The following is a 16,337-nucleotide window of genomic DNA, read 5'->3' as shown; positions in this document are numbered from 1 at the left end:
TGCCACAACAATCCGCTCGCCACAGAAGGATTTGACTCACTTGCGATCCAACCAAACCGTCTGTGCATTGCAGAATTCCCGCACGCCAAAGTGCGACAACTCCCGCCCGAACCCACTCTTTTTCACACCGCCAAACGCCACCCGAGGGTCGGACACGCTGAAGGCGTTGACGAAGATCCCGCCGGTTTCCAGCTGGTCGGCGATATCCCGTGCCTTGGCCGAGTCGGTGGTGAAGATGCTGGCGGTCAGGCCGAACTCGCTGTCGTTGGCCAGGGCCACGGCGTGGTCGGCATCGCGGGCGGTGATGATCGAGGCCACGGGGCCGAACAGTTCCTGTTTGAACGAGGTCATTTGGTCGGTGACGTTGGCCAGCACGGTCGGCTCATAGTAGTTGCCGGCGCCGGGGACTTTGTTGCCGCCCAGCAACAGGGTCGCGCCTTCTTCCAAGGTGGCCTGGACCTGGCCATGCAGCTCGTCGCGCAGGTCGAAGCGGGCCATTGGGCCGACGTAGGTGCTGGTCGCAGTCGGGTCGCCCATCACCAGCGCGCGGCTGGCTTCGAGGAATTTGGCGGTGAAGGCGTCCACCACGCCTTCTTCGATGATCAGGCGCTTGGCGGCGGCGCAGACTTGGCCGCTGTTCTGGAAGCGCCCGATCACAGCGGCCTGCACGGCGGCGTCGAGGTCGGCGTCATTGAGCACGATGAACGGGTCGGAGCCGCCCAGTTCCAGCACACATTTCTTCAGCGCCGCGCCAGCCTGTGAGCCGATGGCGATGCCGGCGCGTACGCTGCCGGTGAGGGTGACGGCGGCGATGCGTGGGTCGGCGATGGCCTGGGAGACGCCGTTGTTCGTCACGTTGACCACTTCAAAAATGCCTTCGGCGAAACCGGCTTTCTGGAACGCTTGCTGGATCAGGTAGGCGCTGCCCATCACGTTGGGTGCATGTTTGAGCACGTAGGTATTGCCGGCCAGCAAGGTCGGCACGGCACCGCGCAGCACTTGCCACACCGGGAAGTTCCACGGCATTACGGCGAAGATCGGGCCCAGCGGGCGGTATTCGATCTGCGCGCTGCCGTTGTCCACCAACGTCGGTTCTGGCGCCAGCATGGCCGGGCCTTGGGCGGCATACCACTCGGCGAGTTGCGCGCATTTTTCGATTTCGGCACGCGCCTGGGCGATGGGTTTGCCCATTTCCAGGGTGATCATCTGCGCCATGTCCTCGGCTTGATCACGCAGGGCAGCGGCCAAGGCCATCAGCCATTCGGCGCGTTGGCTCACCGGCTGGCGGCGCCAGGTGCGGAAGGCAGCGGTGGCGCGGTTGAGCGCGGCGTCCAGTTGCGCCTCGGTTTCATAGGAGTAGCTGGCGACTGTTTCGCCGTTGGCGGGGTTGATCGACAAGGCGTGGGTCTGGTGAGTGATAGCGTTCATGGCACCGTCCGGCTGAATGAGTGGAATGGATTGAGCCTACGGGGATGTATGTTTTCTGGAAACTGAATAATATCGAGGGGTTCGTTCTCAAATTGAGAATGATGTTTGGGTTGGGACGCAGCGCTCCGGGCTCTATTCCCACGCAGAGCGTGCGAACGATCACCTTCACGATGGGAGAATGACTTGGACTTGGTGCAGCTGGAAATCTTCAAGGCCGTTGCCGAGCAAGGCAGCATCAGCGCGGCCGCGCAGTTGATTCATCGCGTGCCGTCGAACCTGACCACGCGCATCAAGCAGCTGGAGCAGGACCTGGGCGTAGAGCTGTTTATCCGCGAGAAGAGCCGCCTGCGCTTGTCACCGGCCGGGTGGAATTTCCTCGGCTATACGCGGCGTATTCTTGATTTGGTGCAAGAAGCCCGCGCCACGGTGGCGGGGGAGGAGCCCCAGGGCGCTTTTGCCCTGGGGTCGCTGGAGAGCACGGCGGCGGTGCGTATCCCCGCGTTGCTTGCGGCGTACAACCAGAAGCACACCAAGGTCGAGCTGGACCTGAGCACCGGGCCGTCGGGCACGATGATCGAGGGCGTGTTGTCCGGGCGCCTGGCGGCGGCGTTTGTCGATGGGCCGGTGCTGCATGCGACGCTGGAGGGCGTGGCAGTGTTTGAGGAAGAGATGGTGGTGATCGCACCGCTGCACCACGCGCCGATCACGCGCGGGCAGGATGTGGCGGGGGAGAGCATCTACACCTTTCGCTCGAACTGCTCGTATCGGCATCACTTCGAACGCTGGTTCTCACAGGACGGCGCGGTGCCGGGCAAGATCTTCGAGATGGAGTCCTACCACGGCATGCTCGCCTGCGTCAGCGCCGGGGCCGGCCTGGCGCTGATGCCGCGCAGCATGCTGGAGAGCATGCCGGGGTTTACCGCGGTGAGTGTGTGGCCGTTGAGCGACGCGTTCCGCATCCTGAATACCTGGCTGATCTGGCGCCGGGGCACGGTGTCGCAGAGTTTGAACAGTTTTGTGAAGTTGTTGGAGGAGAGCGTTCTGCAGGCGAAGTAGATCCCGTGTGGGAGCTGGCTTGCCTGCGATAACGGTGTATCAGTGATAGCGGTATCAGCAGGCCTGACGCTATCGCAGGCAAGCCAGCTCCCACCGTTGATCTTTGTTAACCGCCGAACTGGAAGGTGCCCATCGCCAATTTGGCCATGATCGCCGTCGCACCCAACTGCACCAGCCACAAGGCCAGTCCACCGAGGAACACGCCGAGGGCCACTTGCAGCACCAGGCTTTTCTCGCGCTTGGCTTGCGGGGCGCGCGGGGTGTAGTCATGCAGTTCGTCGCGGTCAGCGCGCAGGTCCAGGTCGTCGTTTCTCATAGGGCTCTCACAGCAAAGGGGCAGTCGGGGTTCAGTCTAGGGCTGGTTGCGGCAAGCAGCGAGGTTTTCTTCCTGTGGCGAGCGGGCTTGTCGAATCGACAAGCCCGCTCGCCACAAAAAAGGGGAAGCCACTAAATGGCTTCCCCTTCATCACAACCATTACAGGCTTACAGCACCTGAACAATCGCCTTTGTCACGGCACCAATGTTCGCCTGGTTCAGCGCCGCCACGCAGATGCGGCCGGTGTCGAGTGCGTAGATACCAAACTCAGTGCGCAGGCGGGTGACTTGCTCAACGGTCAGGCCGGAGTAGGAGAACATCCCGCGCTGGCGGCCGACGAAGCTGAAGTCGTGGCCCGGGGCTGCCTTGGCCAGTTCCGCCACCATCTGCTCACGCATGCCACGGATGCGCAGGCGCATTTCGGCCAGTTCCGCTTCCCACTGGGCGCGCAGCTCAGGGTTGTTCAGCACGGCAGCCACGATTGCTGCGCCGTGGGTCGGCGGGTTGGAGTAGTTGGTGCGGATCACACGCTTGACCTGGGACAGGATGCGCGCGCTTTCTTCCTTGGATTCGCTGACGATCGACAGCGCGCCCACGCGTTCGCCGTACAGCGAGAACGACTTGGAGAACGAGCTGGACACAAAGAAGGTCAGGCCCGACTCGGCGAACAGGCTTACTGCGGCGGCGTCTTCGTGGATGCCGTCGCCAAAGCCCTGGTAGGCCATGTCGAGGAATGGCACCAGGTTTTTCGCCTTGACCACGTCCAGCACTTGTTGCCAGTCGGCTGGGCTCAGGTCGACGCCGGTCGGGTTATGGCAGCAGGCGTGCAGTACCACGATGGACTGTGGCGGCAGGGCGTTGAGGTCTTCGAGCAGGCCGGCACGGTTTACGTCGTGGGTGGCGGCGTCGTAGTAGCGGTAGGTCTGCACCGGGAAGCCGGCTTTTTCGAACAGTGCCTGGTGGTTTTCCCAGCTTGGGTCGCTGATGGCAACCACGGCATTGGGCAGCAGTTGCTTGAGGAAGTCAGCGCCGATTTTCAGCGCGCCGGTGCCGCCGACCGCTTGTGCGGTGATGACACGGCCGGCGCTCAGCAGCGGCGAGTCAGCGCCAAACAGCAGCTTTTGCACGGCCTGGTCGTAGGCGACGATCCCGTCGATCGGCAAGTAGCCACGGGCGGCGTGTTGCGCCACGCGAATGGCTTCCGCTTCGGCAACGGCACGCAAGAGTGGAATCTTCCCCTCTTCGTTGCAGTAAACGCCCACGCCAAGGTTGACCTTGGTGGTTCGTGTATCGGCGTTGAATGCTTCGTTGAGGCCCAGGATTGGATCGCGTGGTGCCATTTCGACAGCGGAGAACAGGCTCATTTTTGCGGCAGCTCTATGGGGGAATGGAGGGACGTGTCGCGCTCCAGCCGAATGCACTAGAGCGGTGCACAAACGGGGAGCTAGTATAGAGGCCATCCAGGCTGAGGGCGACAGCCGAAACGGCTTTTCGGCCAAGTTTTTCGGTTTATTTGCCGACCATTAGTCTTATTGCAACATGGGGCCACGACGGCAGGTAGGACGATTACCTTGAAACCCGTGACATTCGGCACCACTTCTACAGCTATCATGGTTTTTTCCTGCAACCTGCGATGACTATTCGCGGGTTGCTGAGCTTTTTCGTCCCTGGCGGTTTCGAGTCTGGGGTGACTTCACGAGGTACGTTATGTCGGATTTCCAGCTCGTCACCCGCTTTGAACCCGCCGGCGATCAACCCGAAGCTATTCGCCTGATGGTTGAAGGCATCGAGGCCGGCCTGGCGCACCAGACGTTGCTCGGGGTGACCGGTTCAGGCAAGACCTTCAGCATCGCCAACGTGATTGCGCAGATCAATCGTCCGACCTTGGTGCTGGCGCCGAACAAAACCCTGGCCGCGCAGCTGTACGGCGAGTTCAAGGCGTTCTTCCCGAACAACGCGGTGGAGTACTTCGTTTCCTACTACGACTACTACCAGCCCGAAGCCTACGTGCCGTCGTCCGATACCTTCATCGAGAAGGATGCGTCGATCAACGACCATATCGAGCAGATGCGGCTGTCAGCGACCAAGGCGCTGCTGGAGCGTAAGGACGCGATCATCGTCACCACGGTGTCGTGCATCTACGGTCTGGGTAGCCCCGAAGCCTATTTGAAGATGGTGTTACACGTTGATCGCGGCGATAAACTCGACCAGCGCGAGCTGTTGCGTCGCCTGACGAGCTTGCAGTACACCCGCAATGACATGGACTTCGCACGCGCCACCTTCCGTGTGCGCGGCGACGTTATCGACATCTACCCTGCCGAATCCGACCTGGAAGCGATCCGCATCGAGCTGTTTGACGATGAAGTCGAGAGCCTGTCGGCCTTCGACCCGTTGACCGGTGAGGTGATCCGCAAGCTGCCGCGCTTCACCTTCTACCCGAAAAGCCACTACGTGACCCCGCGCGCAACCCTGATGGGCGCCATTGAAGGCATCAAGGGCGAGTTGGTTGAGCGCCTAGAGTATTTGCGCGCCAACAACAAGCTGGTGGAAGCCCAGCGCCTGGAGCAGCGCACGCGTTTCGACCTGGAGATGATCCTGGAGCTGGGCTACTGTAACGGCATCGAAAACTACTCGCGCTACCTTTCGGGCCGCGAATCCGGGCAGGCGCCGCCCACTCTTTTTGATTACCTGCCGGACGACGCTTTGCTGGTGATCGACGAATCCCACGTCAGCGTGCCGCAGGTCGGTGCGATGTACAAAGGTGACCGCTCGCGTAAAGAAACCTTGGTGGAGTACGGCTTCCGCCTGCCGTCGGCGCTGGATAACCGGCCGATGCGTTTTGACGAGTTTGAAAGCATCAGCCCGCAGACGATTTTTGTCTCCGCCACGCCGGGTAACTACGAAGCCGAACACGCGGGGCGCGTGATTGAGCAACTGGTGCGCCCGACCGGCCTGGTGGACCCGCAAATCGAAATCCGCCCGGCACTGACCCAGGTCGATGACTTGCTTTCGGAAATCACCAAGCGCGTGGCTTTGGAGGAGCGGGTGCTGGTCACCACGCTGACCAAGCGCATGTCCGAAGACTTGACTGACTACCTGGCCGACCACGGCGTGCGCGTGCGCTATTTGCACTCGGACATTGACACTGTGGAACGTGTGGAAATTATCCGTGACCTGCGCCTGGGCACCTTTGATGTGCTGGTGGGGATCAACCTGCTGCGCGAAGGCCTGGACATGCCGGAAGTGTCGCTGGTGGCGATCCTAGATGCCGACAAGGAAGGCTTCCTGCGTTCCGAGCGCTCGCTGATCCAGACCATCGGCCGTGCGGCACGTAACCTCAATGGTCGCGCGATTCTGTACGCGGACCGCATCACCGGCTCCATGGAGCGGGCGATTGGCGAGACCGAGCGCCGCCGTGACAAGCAGATTGCCTACAACCTGGAGAACGGCATCATCCCCAAAGGTGTCTTCAAGGATGTCGCCGACATCATGGAAGGCGCCACCGTGCCCGGCTCGCGCAGCAAGAAGCGCAAGGGCATGGCCAAGGCGGCCGAAGAAAGCGCCAAGTACGAGAACGAATTGCGCTCGCCAAGTGAGATCACCAAGCGCATCCGGCAGTTGGAAGAGAAGATGTACCAGTTGGCGCGCGATCTTGAGTTTGAAGCGGCGGCGCAGACGCGCGATGAGATCGGCAAGCTGCGGGAGCGGTTGTTGGCTGTTTGATATGTAGAGGCTGTGATGGCTTCTTCGCGAGCAATTCCGCTCCCACATTCGACCGCATTCTCATGTTGGAAATCGGTCAAATGTGGGAGCGGGCTTGCTCGCGAATGGCAGCGCCGCGGTCCACCAGAATCACCCACGCTGGAGCCCAAGCACCCCAGGCTGTTACCATTCGCCCCTTGTTTCAATTTTCAGCTTTATCGCCCACTCGAGACCTGCCATGACCACCGTCCGCACGCGCATTGCGCCATCGCCTACTGGGGATCCCCACGTCGGCACTGCCTACATCGCCTTGTTCAACTACTGCTTCGCCAAGCAGCACGGCGGTGAATTCATCCTGCGGATCGAAGACACCGATCAAGTGCGTTCGACCCGTGAGTCGGAACAGCAGATTTTCGATGCGTTGCGCTGGTTGGGCATTACCTGGGCAGAAGGCCCGGACGTTGGTGGCCCGCACGGCCCGTATCGCCAGAGCGAGCGCAGCGACATCTACAAGCAATACACCCAGCAATTGGTCGACATGGGCCATGCCTTCCCGTGCTTCTGCACCGCGGAAGAACTGGACCAGATGCGCGCCGAGCAACAGGCGCGTGGCGAAACCCCGCGCTACGACGGCCGCGCGCTGCTGCTGTCCAAAGAAGAAGTGGCCCAGCGCCTGGCCGCCGGCGAGCCCCACGTTATCCGCATGAAAGTGCCGAGTGAAGGCGTGTGCGTGGTGCCGGACATGCTGCGCGGTGACGTCGAGATCCCGTGGGACCGCATGGACATGCAGGTGCTGATGAAGACCGATGGCCTGCCGACGTACTTCCTGGCCAACGTGGTCGACGACCACCTGATGGGCATCACCCACGTCCTGCGCGGCGAAGAATGGCTGCCGTCGGCGCCGAAACTGATCCTGCTTTATGAGTACTTTGGCTGGGAACAGCCGCAGTTGTGCTACATGCCGCTGCTGCGTAACCCGGACAAGAGCAAGCTGTCCAAGCGCAAGAACCCGACCTCGGTAACCTTCTACGAGCGCATGGGCTTTATGCCCGAAGCGATGCTCAACTACTTGGGCCGCATGGGCTGGTCGATGCCGGACGAGCGCGAGAAGTTCTCGCTGCAGGAAATGGTCGATAACTTCGACTTGTCCCGCGTCTCCCTCGGCGGGCCGATTTTCGACGTCGAGAAGCTGTCGTGGCTCAACGGCCAATGGCTGCGTGACCTGCCGGTGGAAGAATTCGCCAGCCGCGTGCAGCAGTGGGCGTTGAACCCCGAGTACATGATGAAGATTGCACCGTTGGTGCAGGGCAGGGTGGAGACGTTCAGCCAGGTCGCGCCGTTGGCCAGCTTCTTCTTTGCCGGTGGCGTGAACCCGGACGCCAAGCTGTTTGAATCCAAGAAGCTCTCGGGCGATCAGGTTCGCCAGTTGATGCAGTTGATCCTGTGGAAGCTCGAAAGCCTGCGTCAGTGGGAGAAGGATGCGATCACCGCGACGATTCAGGCGGTGGTCGAGTCCCTGGAACTGAAATTGCGCGATGCCATGCCGCTGATGTTTGCTGCGATCACCGGGCAGGCCAGTTCGGTGTCGGTACTCGATGCGATGGAAATTCTCGGCCCGGACCTGACGCGTTTCCGTCTGCGCCAAGCCCTTGATTTGCTTGGTGGTGTGTCGAAGAAAGAAAACAAAGAGTGGGAAAAGCTGCTGGGTGCTATCGCCTAAGCAACCTGCGGTAACGATAAAACCCCGGTTTTCCGGGGTTTTAACGGTAAGTGATTGTTATCCCGGCAAAAAATTTTGGAAATTGTTGAAAATAAATTTGACAGCCTTTCAAACCGCCATTAAGATTCGCCCCGTCCTCACCGATGAGGGGCTATAGCTCAGCTGGGAGAGCGCTTGCATGGCATGCAAGAGGTCAACGGTTCGATCCCGTTTAGCTCCACCAATTTACAGGTTCAAGGTCTGGCCACACCGTCCTTGAATTGATCAGGTCTCAGCTCTGATCGGTTGTACAGAAGGTTTTGTCCCCTTCGTCTAGTGGCCTAGGACACCGCCCTTTCACGGCGGTAACAGGGGTTCGAGTCCCCTAGGGGACGCCAGTTTCAACAAGCAGCTCGAAAGGTCTGCTGCGTCGCGAGACGAAAAATCTGGGGCTATAGCTCAGCTGGGAGAGCGCTTGCATGGCATGCAAGAGGTCAACGGTTCGATCCCGTTTAGCTCCACCAATTTTACAGGTTCAAGGTTCCGGCCACACCGTCCTTGGATCGACCAGTCTCAGCCTGGTCAGTGTATAGAAGGTTTGTGTCCCCTTCGTCTAGTGGCCTAGGACACCGCCCTTTCACGGCGGTAACAGGGGTTCGAGTCCCCTAGGGGACGCCACGATTACCCGCTCTGCGGGATTTTTAAGGGTCATTCAATTATTGAATGGCCCTTTTGTTTGTCTGGCGTTTGGCCAATCCTCTCCTCAATTCCAATTTTCTGTCCTGACCAGTGGTCATGCCTGTCGCTTGCTAAATATTATTATGGTAATAATATTCAACCCATGAGAGACGGAGGCAACCATGAGCGATAAAAAAGCGCAAACCCGCGAACGCATTTTGCGGGCCGCCAGCGCGGCGTTGATCCAGCGCGGCCCGGCCGAGCCGAGTGTCGGCGAAGTCATGGGCGCGGCAGGGCTTACGGTCGGTGGTTTCTACGCGCACTTTGAAAGCAAGGACGCGTTGATGCTGGAGGCCTTCACCCAATTATTGGCTCGGCGGCGCGCGTCCGTCGACGACATGGACGCGCAACTGACCGGTGAGGAGCGCAGAGGCCTGGTGGCGGCGTTTTACCTGTCGCGCAAGCACCGTGACTCTACGGATCAAGCCTGCCCGATACCGGCCACTGTGGGCGAGATGAGCCGCCTGCCGGATGAGTTTCGCCAGGCACTCAACGAGCATACGGAGTTGATGGCTGCCCAGTTGGCTGCCAGCCCCGAAGACACCGACAAGGCCCTGGCCGACATGGCGTTGATGATCGGTGGCCTAGCCTTGGCCCGCGCCCTTGGGCCGTGTGAGTTGTCCGACCGTGTATTGCGTGCTGCCAAGTCGGCGGTGCGCTGAAAAAGGAGGCGCATGATGGGCGCATTAACCTGGATCCGTGGCTTTAATGGCACCGTCGGCCGCTTGGCGCCGCGCATGGTGGCCAACAAGTTGCGCGGTACCTTCATGACGCCTCGTAACCTGCCGCTGCGTGAGTGGGAGCTGTCGTCGCTGGCGCAATCGGAGCGCATCACCCTGCGCTTTGGGTTGTCGGCGTTGCGTTGGGGCCAAGGCCCTGCGGTGCTGCTGATGCACGGCTGGGAAGGGCGTCCCACGCAGTTCGCCAGCCTGATTACAGCGTTGGTGGATAACGGTTATTCAGTGATTGCCTTGGATGGCCCGGCTCATGGTCGTTCGCCGGGGCGTGAAGCACATGTGCTGCTGTTCGCACGCGCTATGCTCGAAGCCGCCGCTGAGCTGCCGTCGTTGCGCGCGGTGGTGGGGCATTCCATGGGCGGCGCCAGTGCGATGCTGGCGCTGCAACTGGGGCTGCGTACCGAGGCCTTGGTGAGTATTGCCGCGCCGTCGCGCGTCCTCGATGTGCTGCGTGGTTTTGCCGGCATGGTCGGTTTGCCGCCACGGGCGCGCTCGGCGTTCATCCAAGAGGTCGAGTTGACCCTTGGTATCCCGCTTAAGCACTTGGATGTGGCGCACTACCAGATGAATATCCCCGGCCTGATCGTGCACGCCGAAGACGACACCTTCGTTCCGGTCAAGGCCTCGCAAGCCATCCATGACGCTTGGTTCGACAGCCGCCTGCTGCGCTTGGAGCAGGGTGGCCACCAACGAGTCCTGGCTGACCCTCGGGTGATCGATGCCGTGTTGGCGCTGCTGGCGGGCCGCCGTTTACAGGAGCGGCAGACCGCCTGATACACTTCCCGTCGACATTAAGCGACGGGAGCAAGGCATGGGCTGGGATTTGGCAACGCCGTTTATCATCGACCTGCAGGTCGGCGCTGAAAACATCGACGGCCTGGGGCACGCCAATAACGCGGTGTACGTGTCCTGGTTGGAGCGTTGCGCCTGGCGCCATTCTCAGCGCCTGGGGTTGGACCTTGCCGAGTACCGCCGCCTCGACCGCGCCATGGCCGTCGTTCGCCATGAGATCGACTACCTGGCGGCGGGTTACGAGGGCGATGAGTTGCAACTGGCCACCTGGATCGTCGACTGGGATCAGCGTTTGAAAATGACGCGTCGCTTCCAGTTGGTACGCCCTCGCGACGGCGCGACATTGCTGCGCGCGCAAACTACTTTTGTCTGCATCGAGCTGTCCACGGGTAAGCCCAAGCGTATGCCGGCCGAATTTCTCGACGGCTATGGCCCTGCGCTGACGGGGGGTTAACGTTTACTGTGGGAAACCCAGTAAACTGCGCCACGATTTTTGTTGAGTGTTTTCCATGCAAATTGCTTTGGCGCCCATGGAGGGGTTGGTCGACAACATCCTGCGCGATGTGCTGACCCGCGTGGGCGGTATTGACTGGTGCGTGACCGAGTTCATTCGCGTCAACGACCGCCTGCTCACCCCTGCCTATTTCCACAAGCTCGCCCCGGAACTGCTGCACGGTGCCCATACCGCAGCGGGCGTGCCGCTGCGCGTGCAGTTGCTGGGCTCCGACCCGGTGTGCCTGGCGGAAAACGCCGCGCTGGCTTGTGAGTTGGGGTCACAAGTGATCGACCTCAACTTCGGTTGCCCGGCCAAGACCGTCAACAAGTCCCGTGGCGGCGCAGTATTGCTCAAGGAACCGGAGCTGCTTAACCAGATCGTCGAGCATGTGCGGCGTGCCGTCCCGGCGCATATCCCGGTGACCGCCAAGATGCGCCTGGGCTTCGATAGCCCCGACGGTGCGCTGGTGTGCGCCACGGCCCTGGCCGAAGGCGGCGCAGCGCACATCGTGGTGCATGCGCGCACCAAGGCCGATGGCTACAAGCCGCCGGCGCATTGGGAGTGGATCCCACGGGTGCAGGACGTGGTTAAGGTGCCGGTATTCGCCAATGGCGATATCTGGAGCGTCGAAGACTGGAGGCGCTGCCGTGAAATCAGTGGCGTCGAAGACATCATGCTCGGCCGTGGTCTGGTGGCACGCCCTGACCTGGCGCGGCAGATCGCGGCGGCGCGGGCGGGCGAAGAGGTGGTGGAAATGACTTGGGCGCAGATGCAGCCGATGCTCCACGAGTTCTGGCGCCAATCGGTGGCGCAACTGACGGAAAAGCAGGCGCCGGGCCGTTTGAAGCAGTGGTTGGCGATGCTGACGCGCAATTACCCCGAGGCGGTGGAGCTGTTTACCGCGATGCGCCGGGAAACCGAGTTGGAGCAGGTCAGCCGTCTGCTCGGCATGCCGCACCCCATCGCGGTCTGAGGCGTTAAGTTTTCTTATTTCACCTGAAAAGGGCGCCACTGGCGCCCTTTTTTTCGCTCGCGAGTTAGCACAAAAGTTTGGCGAATAGGTGTTTTATTATTGTCGTTTAGTTGCGCTTTTTCAGTGTATTAACGCGTGTGACGCTTCCTCGTCGTCAAGAGCGGCTTAAATCGCGGCCTTGTCAGAAAAGTCCATGGGGCAAAGTCTGATAATGCCCATTGGTTTCCTTATATGAACGCCGAATTTCGGAACTCGATAGCCTAACTTTCCACCTATGTCAGGACTGTGAAGCAGCGCTGTTGTTTCCAGCGAATAAACTATTGATGTTCTGATCCGTTAATACGGTCGGGCTTTGTTGAATAAGGAACTACTAATGTCTCTATCGGTTAATAACCCGTCGCTTGTAAAGATTGATGTCCCTTCTCTCGATCGGAACGCTGTCTCGGCCTCTAAAGTTGGCGGGGGAGATAACACCCAGGCCCCGAGTTCAAATGCCAACATCACACCACTGCACAATGACAGTTCACGGTTCTCGCCCAATGAAGTCATGATCCCTGGCGCAGCGCTCACCAAGTTGTTTGACATGCTTGAAATGGTCTTCAAAGCCATGCGGGAGATGGTTTACGGGAAAAACCTGACGCCCGACACTTTGACCGGGTCAGGTCAATTGCCGAACGGTAAGCCGCAGGTGCTCGGTTTGCCGGCGAATGCTGATGCAGTCAGGCAGACGAATATGCCGGGTGCGGGCAGGTTACTGGGGAATTCTGAAACAGGTAAGCAGGCAAATGTGCCGTTGAATGCTGAAGCAGGCAAGCAGGCGAATGTGCCGGTGAATGCTGAAGCCGGCAAGAAGACGGATTTGCCGTTGAATCCTGAAGCGGGCAAGCAGGCGAATGTGCCGGTGAATGCTGAAGCCGGCAAGAAGACGGATTTGCCGTTGAATCCTGAAGCGGGCAAGAAGGCGAATGTGCCGGTGAATGCTGAAGCCGGCAAGAAGACGGATTTGCCGTTGAATCCTGAAGCGGGCAAGAAGACGGATTTGCCGTTGAATCCTGAAGCCGGCAAGAAGGCGATTGTACTGGTGAAAGCGGATGCCGATAAGCAGGCGGACGCACCGGTGAATCCTCCAGCAGGTAAGCGTACGAATGTGCCGGATGCACGCACGCAGCACTTGACGACATCCTACCCGCCAGCACCGAGCCCTGATGTCACCGTAACCAATGATGCCAGGACAAACGTCCATTTGAACGTTAACGTCAATTCTTGCCACTGTCCTGATGCGAAGGCGTTGTCGGATAACGGTCCAAGGCCCAAGCCTGAGGTTTCGACCACCGTTACGCCTGCGCACGGGACGGACCACCCGCCAATCGTGACGACCACTATCACGCCTAGGGGCAAGGCCGAACTCCCAAGCCAGCCGCCGGCCCAGACGCCTAAGGATAAGGCCGAACTCCCAAGCCAGCCGCCGGCCCAGACGGCTAAGGACAAGACCGAGCACCCAAGCGCGCCGCTGATCCAGACGGCTAAGGACAAGACCGAGCACCCAAGCGCGCCGCTGATCCAGACGGCTAAGGACAAGACCGAGCACCCAAGCGCGCCGCTGATCCAGACGCCTAAGGCCAAGACCGAGCACCCAAGCGCGCCGCTGATCCAGACGGCTACGGACAAGACCGAGCGCCCAAGCGCGCCGCTGATCCAGACGGCTACGGACAAGACCGAGCGCCCAGGCGCGCCGCTGATCCAGACGCCTAAGGACAAGACCGAGCGCCCAAGCGCGCCGCTGATCCAGACGCCTACGGACAAGACCCACCCACCAGCCGCGACCCCTCTTACGGTTGTAAATCCACGGCCATCGCCTGAAGCCCCCACCAGCCCAGGCCCCGCGGAAGATCATTTTGATCTAAGCCATTGGCAGCCAAAATTCAGGCCGAATTTCAGGCGCTGATAGTGTCGACTCTGTTTTAACTTCTTGAGTAGTGCAGGTACTTCTTCGGCTATGACCCGCGAGGAAGTGCCTGCTGATGGGGGAACATATGTCTGGTTGTTCAATTAATAATATTGCGCCTGTCGTCGATGTAAGGCGGGTAATAAACATTGATTCGCGTCCGCCCAGTAATGAACTAGAGCCTCAACTAAAACTCTTCATGAAAGAAGCTGCTCCGCATTTTCGTGATCCCTTCCTCGGCGTACCGGAGAGCACGCTGGCGGTCGCCAATGTCTCAGGCGCAGCTCATTCGCTGGCGGCTCTGCTTACTTCCTTTTTTACTCGGCTACTCAGTTTGGTATCGGATAAGCAAGCTACACCAGTGCCTGTCATACCTGCTCCCACACCCTCACCGCAGGTTACTCCGCCGCTGGTTGTGACCGAACCCGTAGTGCCCAACAACACGCCCAGCGTCGCAGCCAACATCCCGGGACTTTCAAGCAAACAAGGCGGCGCGAAGCCGGACAATATCTGGAGTGGATTCCGCCAGGGCCCTGATGGCAATTGCGTGACGGTATCTGCGATCAAGGCGGCGATGTATCGATTTGGTCAAAGCCCCACAGATATCTACAAGCAAGTGACCAGGGTGGGCGATGGTTACCGAGTGGTAATGCGCGATGGCTTTCAGCTCACCTTGACTGATAGCGAATTGGCCGAAGCTGCACGGAGCTCGAAATTCATCGGGCGAGACCACGAGATGCTCAAGGATGCGCACTTTCTATTTGCGGTCAGTGCCAAGCGCGCGCAGATGGAAAACAACGATCACACGGCAGGCAGGAGTTATCAGGCTGCGATTCGCAGCCTGAATGATGGTGAGGATGAAGACGGGCCGGGGGAGGGGTTTCTACGACTGGGGTTGCGTCAGCACATGAGAACCGTCCCTGTAAGAGATCTCGCCCGTGGACAAGTGGGCATGTGCAATCGCAGGAGGCATTCGGTGGCGGTTATCAACGGTCGTGAAGAGTTATGGGGGCGCCCGGGCTCGGCGCCGGTTTGGGGGCAAGCGATAGCGCTTGTCTAGTGGTCGACGGGTTGGGCCATAGGCGATGCAGTTTTGGCGCGACTCACTTCACCGCGGCCCGGCTTTTTTTTGCAGGTTATTGCTTTGTAAAGTCTCAGGAAACCAGTGAATGAATATCCCAGTAAGTAATTATCCAGGCGCGCCCGCCAAAGGGCAGGGCTACGTGGCTTCGGTGTTTTCGTCAAAGCAAGTAGGGGAAAAGCCCGCGGATGTCACGCGGGCATTCAACTCGGGGCAAAGGCAATTTGGTGAGAACTTTGACAGCAGCACCCACGAGGCCGTCATCAAGCTGATGATGCAAACCTTGGGTCAACATCCGGCAGGCATGTTCAAAACGCTGACCGCCGTCGGTGATGGGTATCACATCACCATGAAGGACGAGTTCAAGGTTCAGCTGTCTCACCAGGAACTGGAGCAGGCCACGCAAGCCTCACGCTTCAATGGAAACGATGCCGGTGCGGTAAAGGACGCCAACTTTGTGTTTGCGGCCTTTGTAAAGCGCAAGCAACTTATAGGGGGGTACCCGACATTTGCAGCGGCGCTGGCAAAGACGCTGGAGGGTGAGACCACCCAGCGGTGCCTGCAGGGCATGGGGATGTACGGCCTTTCTCAATACGTTTCGTCGAGTGACATGGCGGCCAAGGGAGGGGCGGGCGTCCTGGAAACACATAACTTTGGCTCTGCGTTGGTTGTGGAGGGTGTGAGGCATGAGTACGGCGAACAACGTAAGGCGGATCGGGGTTACGGGTATGTCTTGTTTGATGACAAGCCGAGCCCTGCCGACGACGCCAGACGGGTCAACGATATCGTTTCCGGCATGTCGCCCGCGCAGATCTGGGATGGTTTTTATCAAGGCGAGAAAGACAATTGCGTTACGGTATCGGCGATCAAGGCCGCCATCATTCGGTTCTGGCAGGATCCCAAGGGAATCTTCGAGCGCATTCAGGTCACCCCGGACGGCTTTGAGGTGGTCATGAGGGATTCCTTCAGGCTGCAGGTGACCCATGAGGAAATGAACCAAGCTGCCGCCGCGTCGAACTTCCATGGCAGTAGTCCTAAGCTGCTCAATTACGCCATCTTCTTGTACGCGGTCAGTGCCAAACGTGCGCAGATGGAAAACAACGACTTTCGCGCCGGGGAGAGTTTTGCGAAGGCGTTGGATACCCTCAATGACGGCGAGGCCCCAGGGGAGGCGCTTCGGCGGCTGGGGTTGTTTGGCTATATACGTAACAGCACGCTCGATGAGCTGGTCAGGGGGGCGATTGGCACGCTGGGGGACAACGTACACTCAGTCGCAGTGGTCAACGGGTCGCTTGATTACTATGGGCAAAAGCAGGACTTGGCGTCATCGCACTGGATGAACACTGGGTTTCACGTATTGAAACTGGTGTGACG

The 16,337-nt window shown here is 59.8% G+C and carries 13 protein-coding genes and 4 tRNA genes; 14 read left to right on the top strand and 3 right to left on the bottom strand.

Features of this window, described 5'->3' with window-relative positions:
• Positions 1-36 precede the first annotated feature (36 nt).
• On the bottom strand, positions 37-1,428 hold the full coding sequence (locus ACI77I_RS15130; RefSeq protein WP_406997865.1) for an aldehyde dehydrogenase family protein: 1,392 nt from the start codon (positions 1,426-1,428) through the stop codon (positions 37-39).
• A 183-nt stretch (positions 1,429-1,611) separates the two neighbouring features.
• Here ACI77I_RS15130 and ptrR point away from each other — a divergent pair, with 183 nt between their 5' ends.
• Positions 1,612-2,484 carry a putrescine utilization regulator PtrR gene (gene ptrR, locus ACI77I_RS15125; protein WP_242151274.1) on the top strand — a complete coding sequence of 291 codons (873 nt, stop codon included), beginning with the start codon at positions 1,612-1,614 and terminating at the stop codon, positions 2,482-2,484.
• Between the two features lie 106 nt (positions 2,485-2,590).
• Here the strand turns inward: ptrR and ACI77I_RS15120 are convergent, their stop codons facing one another.
• Together ACI77I_RS15120 and ACI77I_RS15115 are read right to left on the bottom strand one after the other, a co-directional pair.
• Positions 2,591-2,800, bottom strand: a complete 210-nt coding sequence (locus ACI77I_RS15120) for a hypothetical protein (protein ID WP_094952147.1) — start codon at positions 2,798-2,800, stop codon at positions 2,591-2,593.
• Positions 2,801-2,967: 167 nt separating this feature from the next.
• Positions 2,968-4,164, bottom strand: coding sequence for an amino acid aminotransferase (locus ACI77I_RS15115; protein WP_406997864.1), 1,197 nt, complete (start codon positions 4,162-4,164; stop codon positions 2,968-2,970).
• Positions 4,165-4,507: 343 nt separating this feature from the next.
• Between ACI77I_RS15115 and uvrB the strand changes: the two genes are divergently transcribed.
• From uvrB to ACI77I_RS15050, 13 genes are all read left to right on the top strand, one after another.
• On the top strand, positions 4,508-6,523 hold the full coding sequence (gene uvrB, locus ACI77I_RS15110; RefSeq protein WP_406997863.1) for an excinuclease ABC subunit UvrB: 2,016 nt from the start codon (positions 4,508-4,510) through the stop codon (positions 6,521-6,523).
• Positions 6,524-6,740: 217 nt separating this feature from the next.
• Positions 6,741-8,222, top strand: coding sequence for a glutamate--tRNA ligase (gene gltX / locus ACI77I_RS15105; RefSeq protein ID WP_406997862.1), 1,482 nt, complete (start codon positions 6,741-6,743; stop codon positions 8,220-8,222).
• A 147-nt stretch (positions 8,223-8,369) separates the two neighbouring features.
• Positions 8,370-8,445, top strand: a tRNA-Ala gene (locus tag ACI77I_RS15100).
• A 78-nt stretch (positions 8,446-8,523) separates the two neighbouring features.
• A tRNA-Glu gene (locus ACI77I_RS15095) sits at positions 8,524-8,599 on the top strand.
• Between the two features lie 50 nt (positions 8,600-8,649).
• A tRNA-Ala gene (locus ACI77I_RS15090) sits at positions 8,650-8,725 on the top strand.
• 78 nt (positions 8,726-8,803) lie between these two features.
• A tRNA-Glu gene (locus ACI77I_RS15085) sits at positions 8,804-8,879 on the top strand.
• Positions 8,880-9,061: 182 nt separating this feature from the next.
• Positions 9,062-9,601, top strand: a complete 540-nt coding sequence (locus ACI77I_RS15080) for a TetR/AcrR family transcriptional regulator (RefSeq protein ID WP_094953198.1) — start codon at positions 9,062-9,064, stop codon at positions 9,599-9,601.
• A gap of 15 nt (positions 9,602-9,616) precedes the next feature.
• Positions 9,617-10,450, top strand: a complete 834-nt coding sequence (locus ACI77I_RS15075; RefSeq protein WP_406997861.1) for an alpha/beta hydrolase — start codon at positions 9,617-9,619, stop codon at positions 10,448-10,450.
• A gap of 37 nt (positions 10,451-10,487) precedes the next feature.
• Positions 10,488-10,922 (top strand): acyl-CoA thioesterase, encoded by a 435-nt coding sequence (locus tag ACI77I_RS15070; RefSeq protein ID WP_406997860.1) that lies wholly within the window; start codon positions 10,488-10,490, stop codon positions 10,920-10,922.
• Between the two features lie 55 nt (positions 10,923-10,977).
• Positions 10,978-11,937: a tRNA-dihydrouridine synthase gene (locus tag ACI77I_RS15065; RefSeq protein ID WP_242151267.1), complete on the top strand. Its 960-nt coding sequence runs from the start codon at positions 10,978-10,980 to the stop codon at positions 11,935-11,937.
• A 373-nt stretch (positions 11,938-12,310) separates the two neighbouring features.
• Positions 12,311-13,882, top strand: a complete 1,572-nt coding sequence (locus ACI77I_RS15060) for a hypothetical protein (protein WP_406997859.1) — start codon at positions 12,311-12,313, stop codon at positions 13,880-13,882.
• A gap of 76 nt (positions 13,883-13,958) precedes the next feature.
• Positions 13,959-14,942 carry a hypothetical protein gene (locus ACI77I_RS15055; protein WP_406997858.1) on the top strand — a complete coding sequence of 328 codons (984 nt, stop codon included), beginning with the start codon at positions 13,959-13,961 and terminating at the stop codon, positions 14,940-14,942.
• A gap of 109 nt (positions 14,943-15,051) precedes the next feature.
• Positions 15,052-16,335, top strand: a complete 1,284-nt coding sequence (locus ACI77I_RS15050; protein WP_406997857.1) for a hypothetical protein — start codon at positions 15,052-15,054, stop codon at positions 16,333-16,335.
• The last annotated feature ends 2 nt before the right edge of the window (positions 16,336-16,337 follow it).

This window comes from Pseudomonas sp. D47 (genome assembly GCF_045447305.1).
In the GTDB taxonomy this organism is placed as follows: domain Bacteria; phylum Pseudomonadota; class Gammaproteobacteria; order Pseudomonadales; family Pseudomonadaceae; genus Aquipseudomonas.
Note: the sequence above shows the minus strand (reverse complement) of the source record. Positions and strands in the feature narration are given on the sequence as shown.

Coding starts and splice junctions, on each gene's coding strand:
- gltX (WP_406997862.1), top strand. CDS start 6,741: ATGACCACCGTCCGCACGCGCATTGCGCCATCGCCTACTGGGGATCCC.
- ACI77I_RS15115 (WP_406997864.1), bottom strand. CDS start 4,164: ATGAGCCTGTTCTCCGCTGTCGAAATGGCACCACGCGATCCAATCCTG.
- ACI77I_RS15120 (WP_094952147.1), bottom strand. CDS start 2,800: ATGAGAAACGACGACCTGGACCTGCGCGCTGACCGCGACGAACTGCAT.
- ACI77I_RS15060 (WP_406997859.1), top strand. CDS start 12,311: ATGTCTCTATCGGTTAATAACCCGTCGCTTGTAAAGATTGATGTCCCT.
- ACI77I_RS15080 (WP_094953198.1), top strand. CDS start 9,062: ATGAGCGATAAAAAAGCGCAAACCCGCGAACGCATTTTGCGGGCCGCC.
- uvrB (WP_406997863.1), top strand. CDS start 4,508: ATGTCGGATTTCCAGCTCGTCACCCGCTTTGAACCCGCCGGCGATCAA.
- ACI77I_RS15050 (WP_406997857.1), top strand. CDS start 15,052: ATGAATATCCCAGTAAGTAATTATCCAGGCGCGCCCGCCAAAGGGCAG.
- ACI77I_RS15130 (WP_406997865.1), bottom strand. CDS start 1,428: ATGAACGCTATCACTCACCAGACCCACGCCTTGTCGATCAACCCCGCC.
- ACI77I_RS15065 (WP_242151267.1), top strand. CDS start 10,978: ATGCAAATTGCTTTGGCGCCCATGGAGGGGTTGGTCGACAACATCCTG.
- ACI77I_RS15075 (WP_406997861.1), top strand. CDS start 9,617: ATGGGCGCATTAACCTGGATCCGTGGCTTTAATGGCACCGTCGGCCGC.
- ACI77I_RS15070 (WP_406997860.1), top strand. CDS start 10,488: ATGGGCTGGGATTTGGCAACGCCGTTTATCATCGACCTGCAGGTCGGC.
- ACI77I_RS15055 (WP_406997858.1), top strand. CDS start 13,959: ATGGGGGAACATATGTCTGGTTGTTCAATTAATAATATTGCGCCTGTC.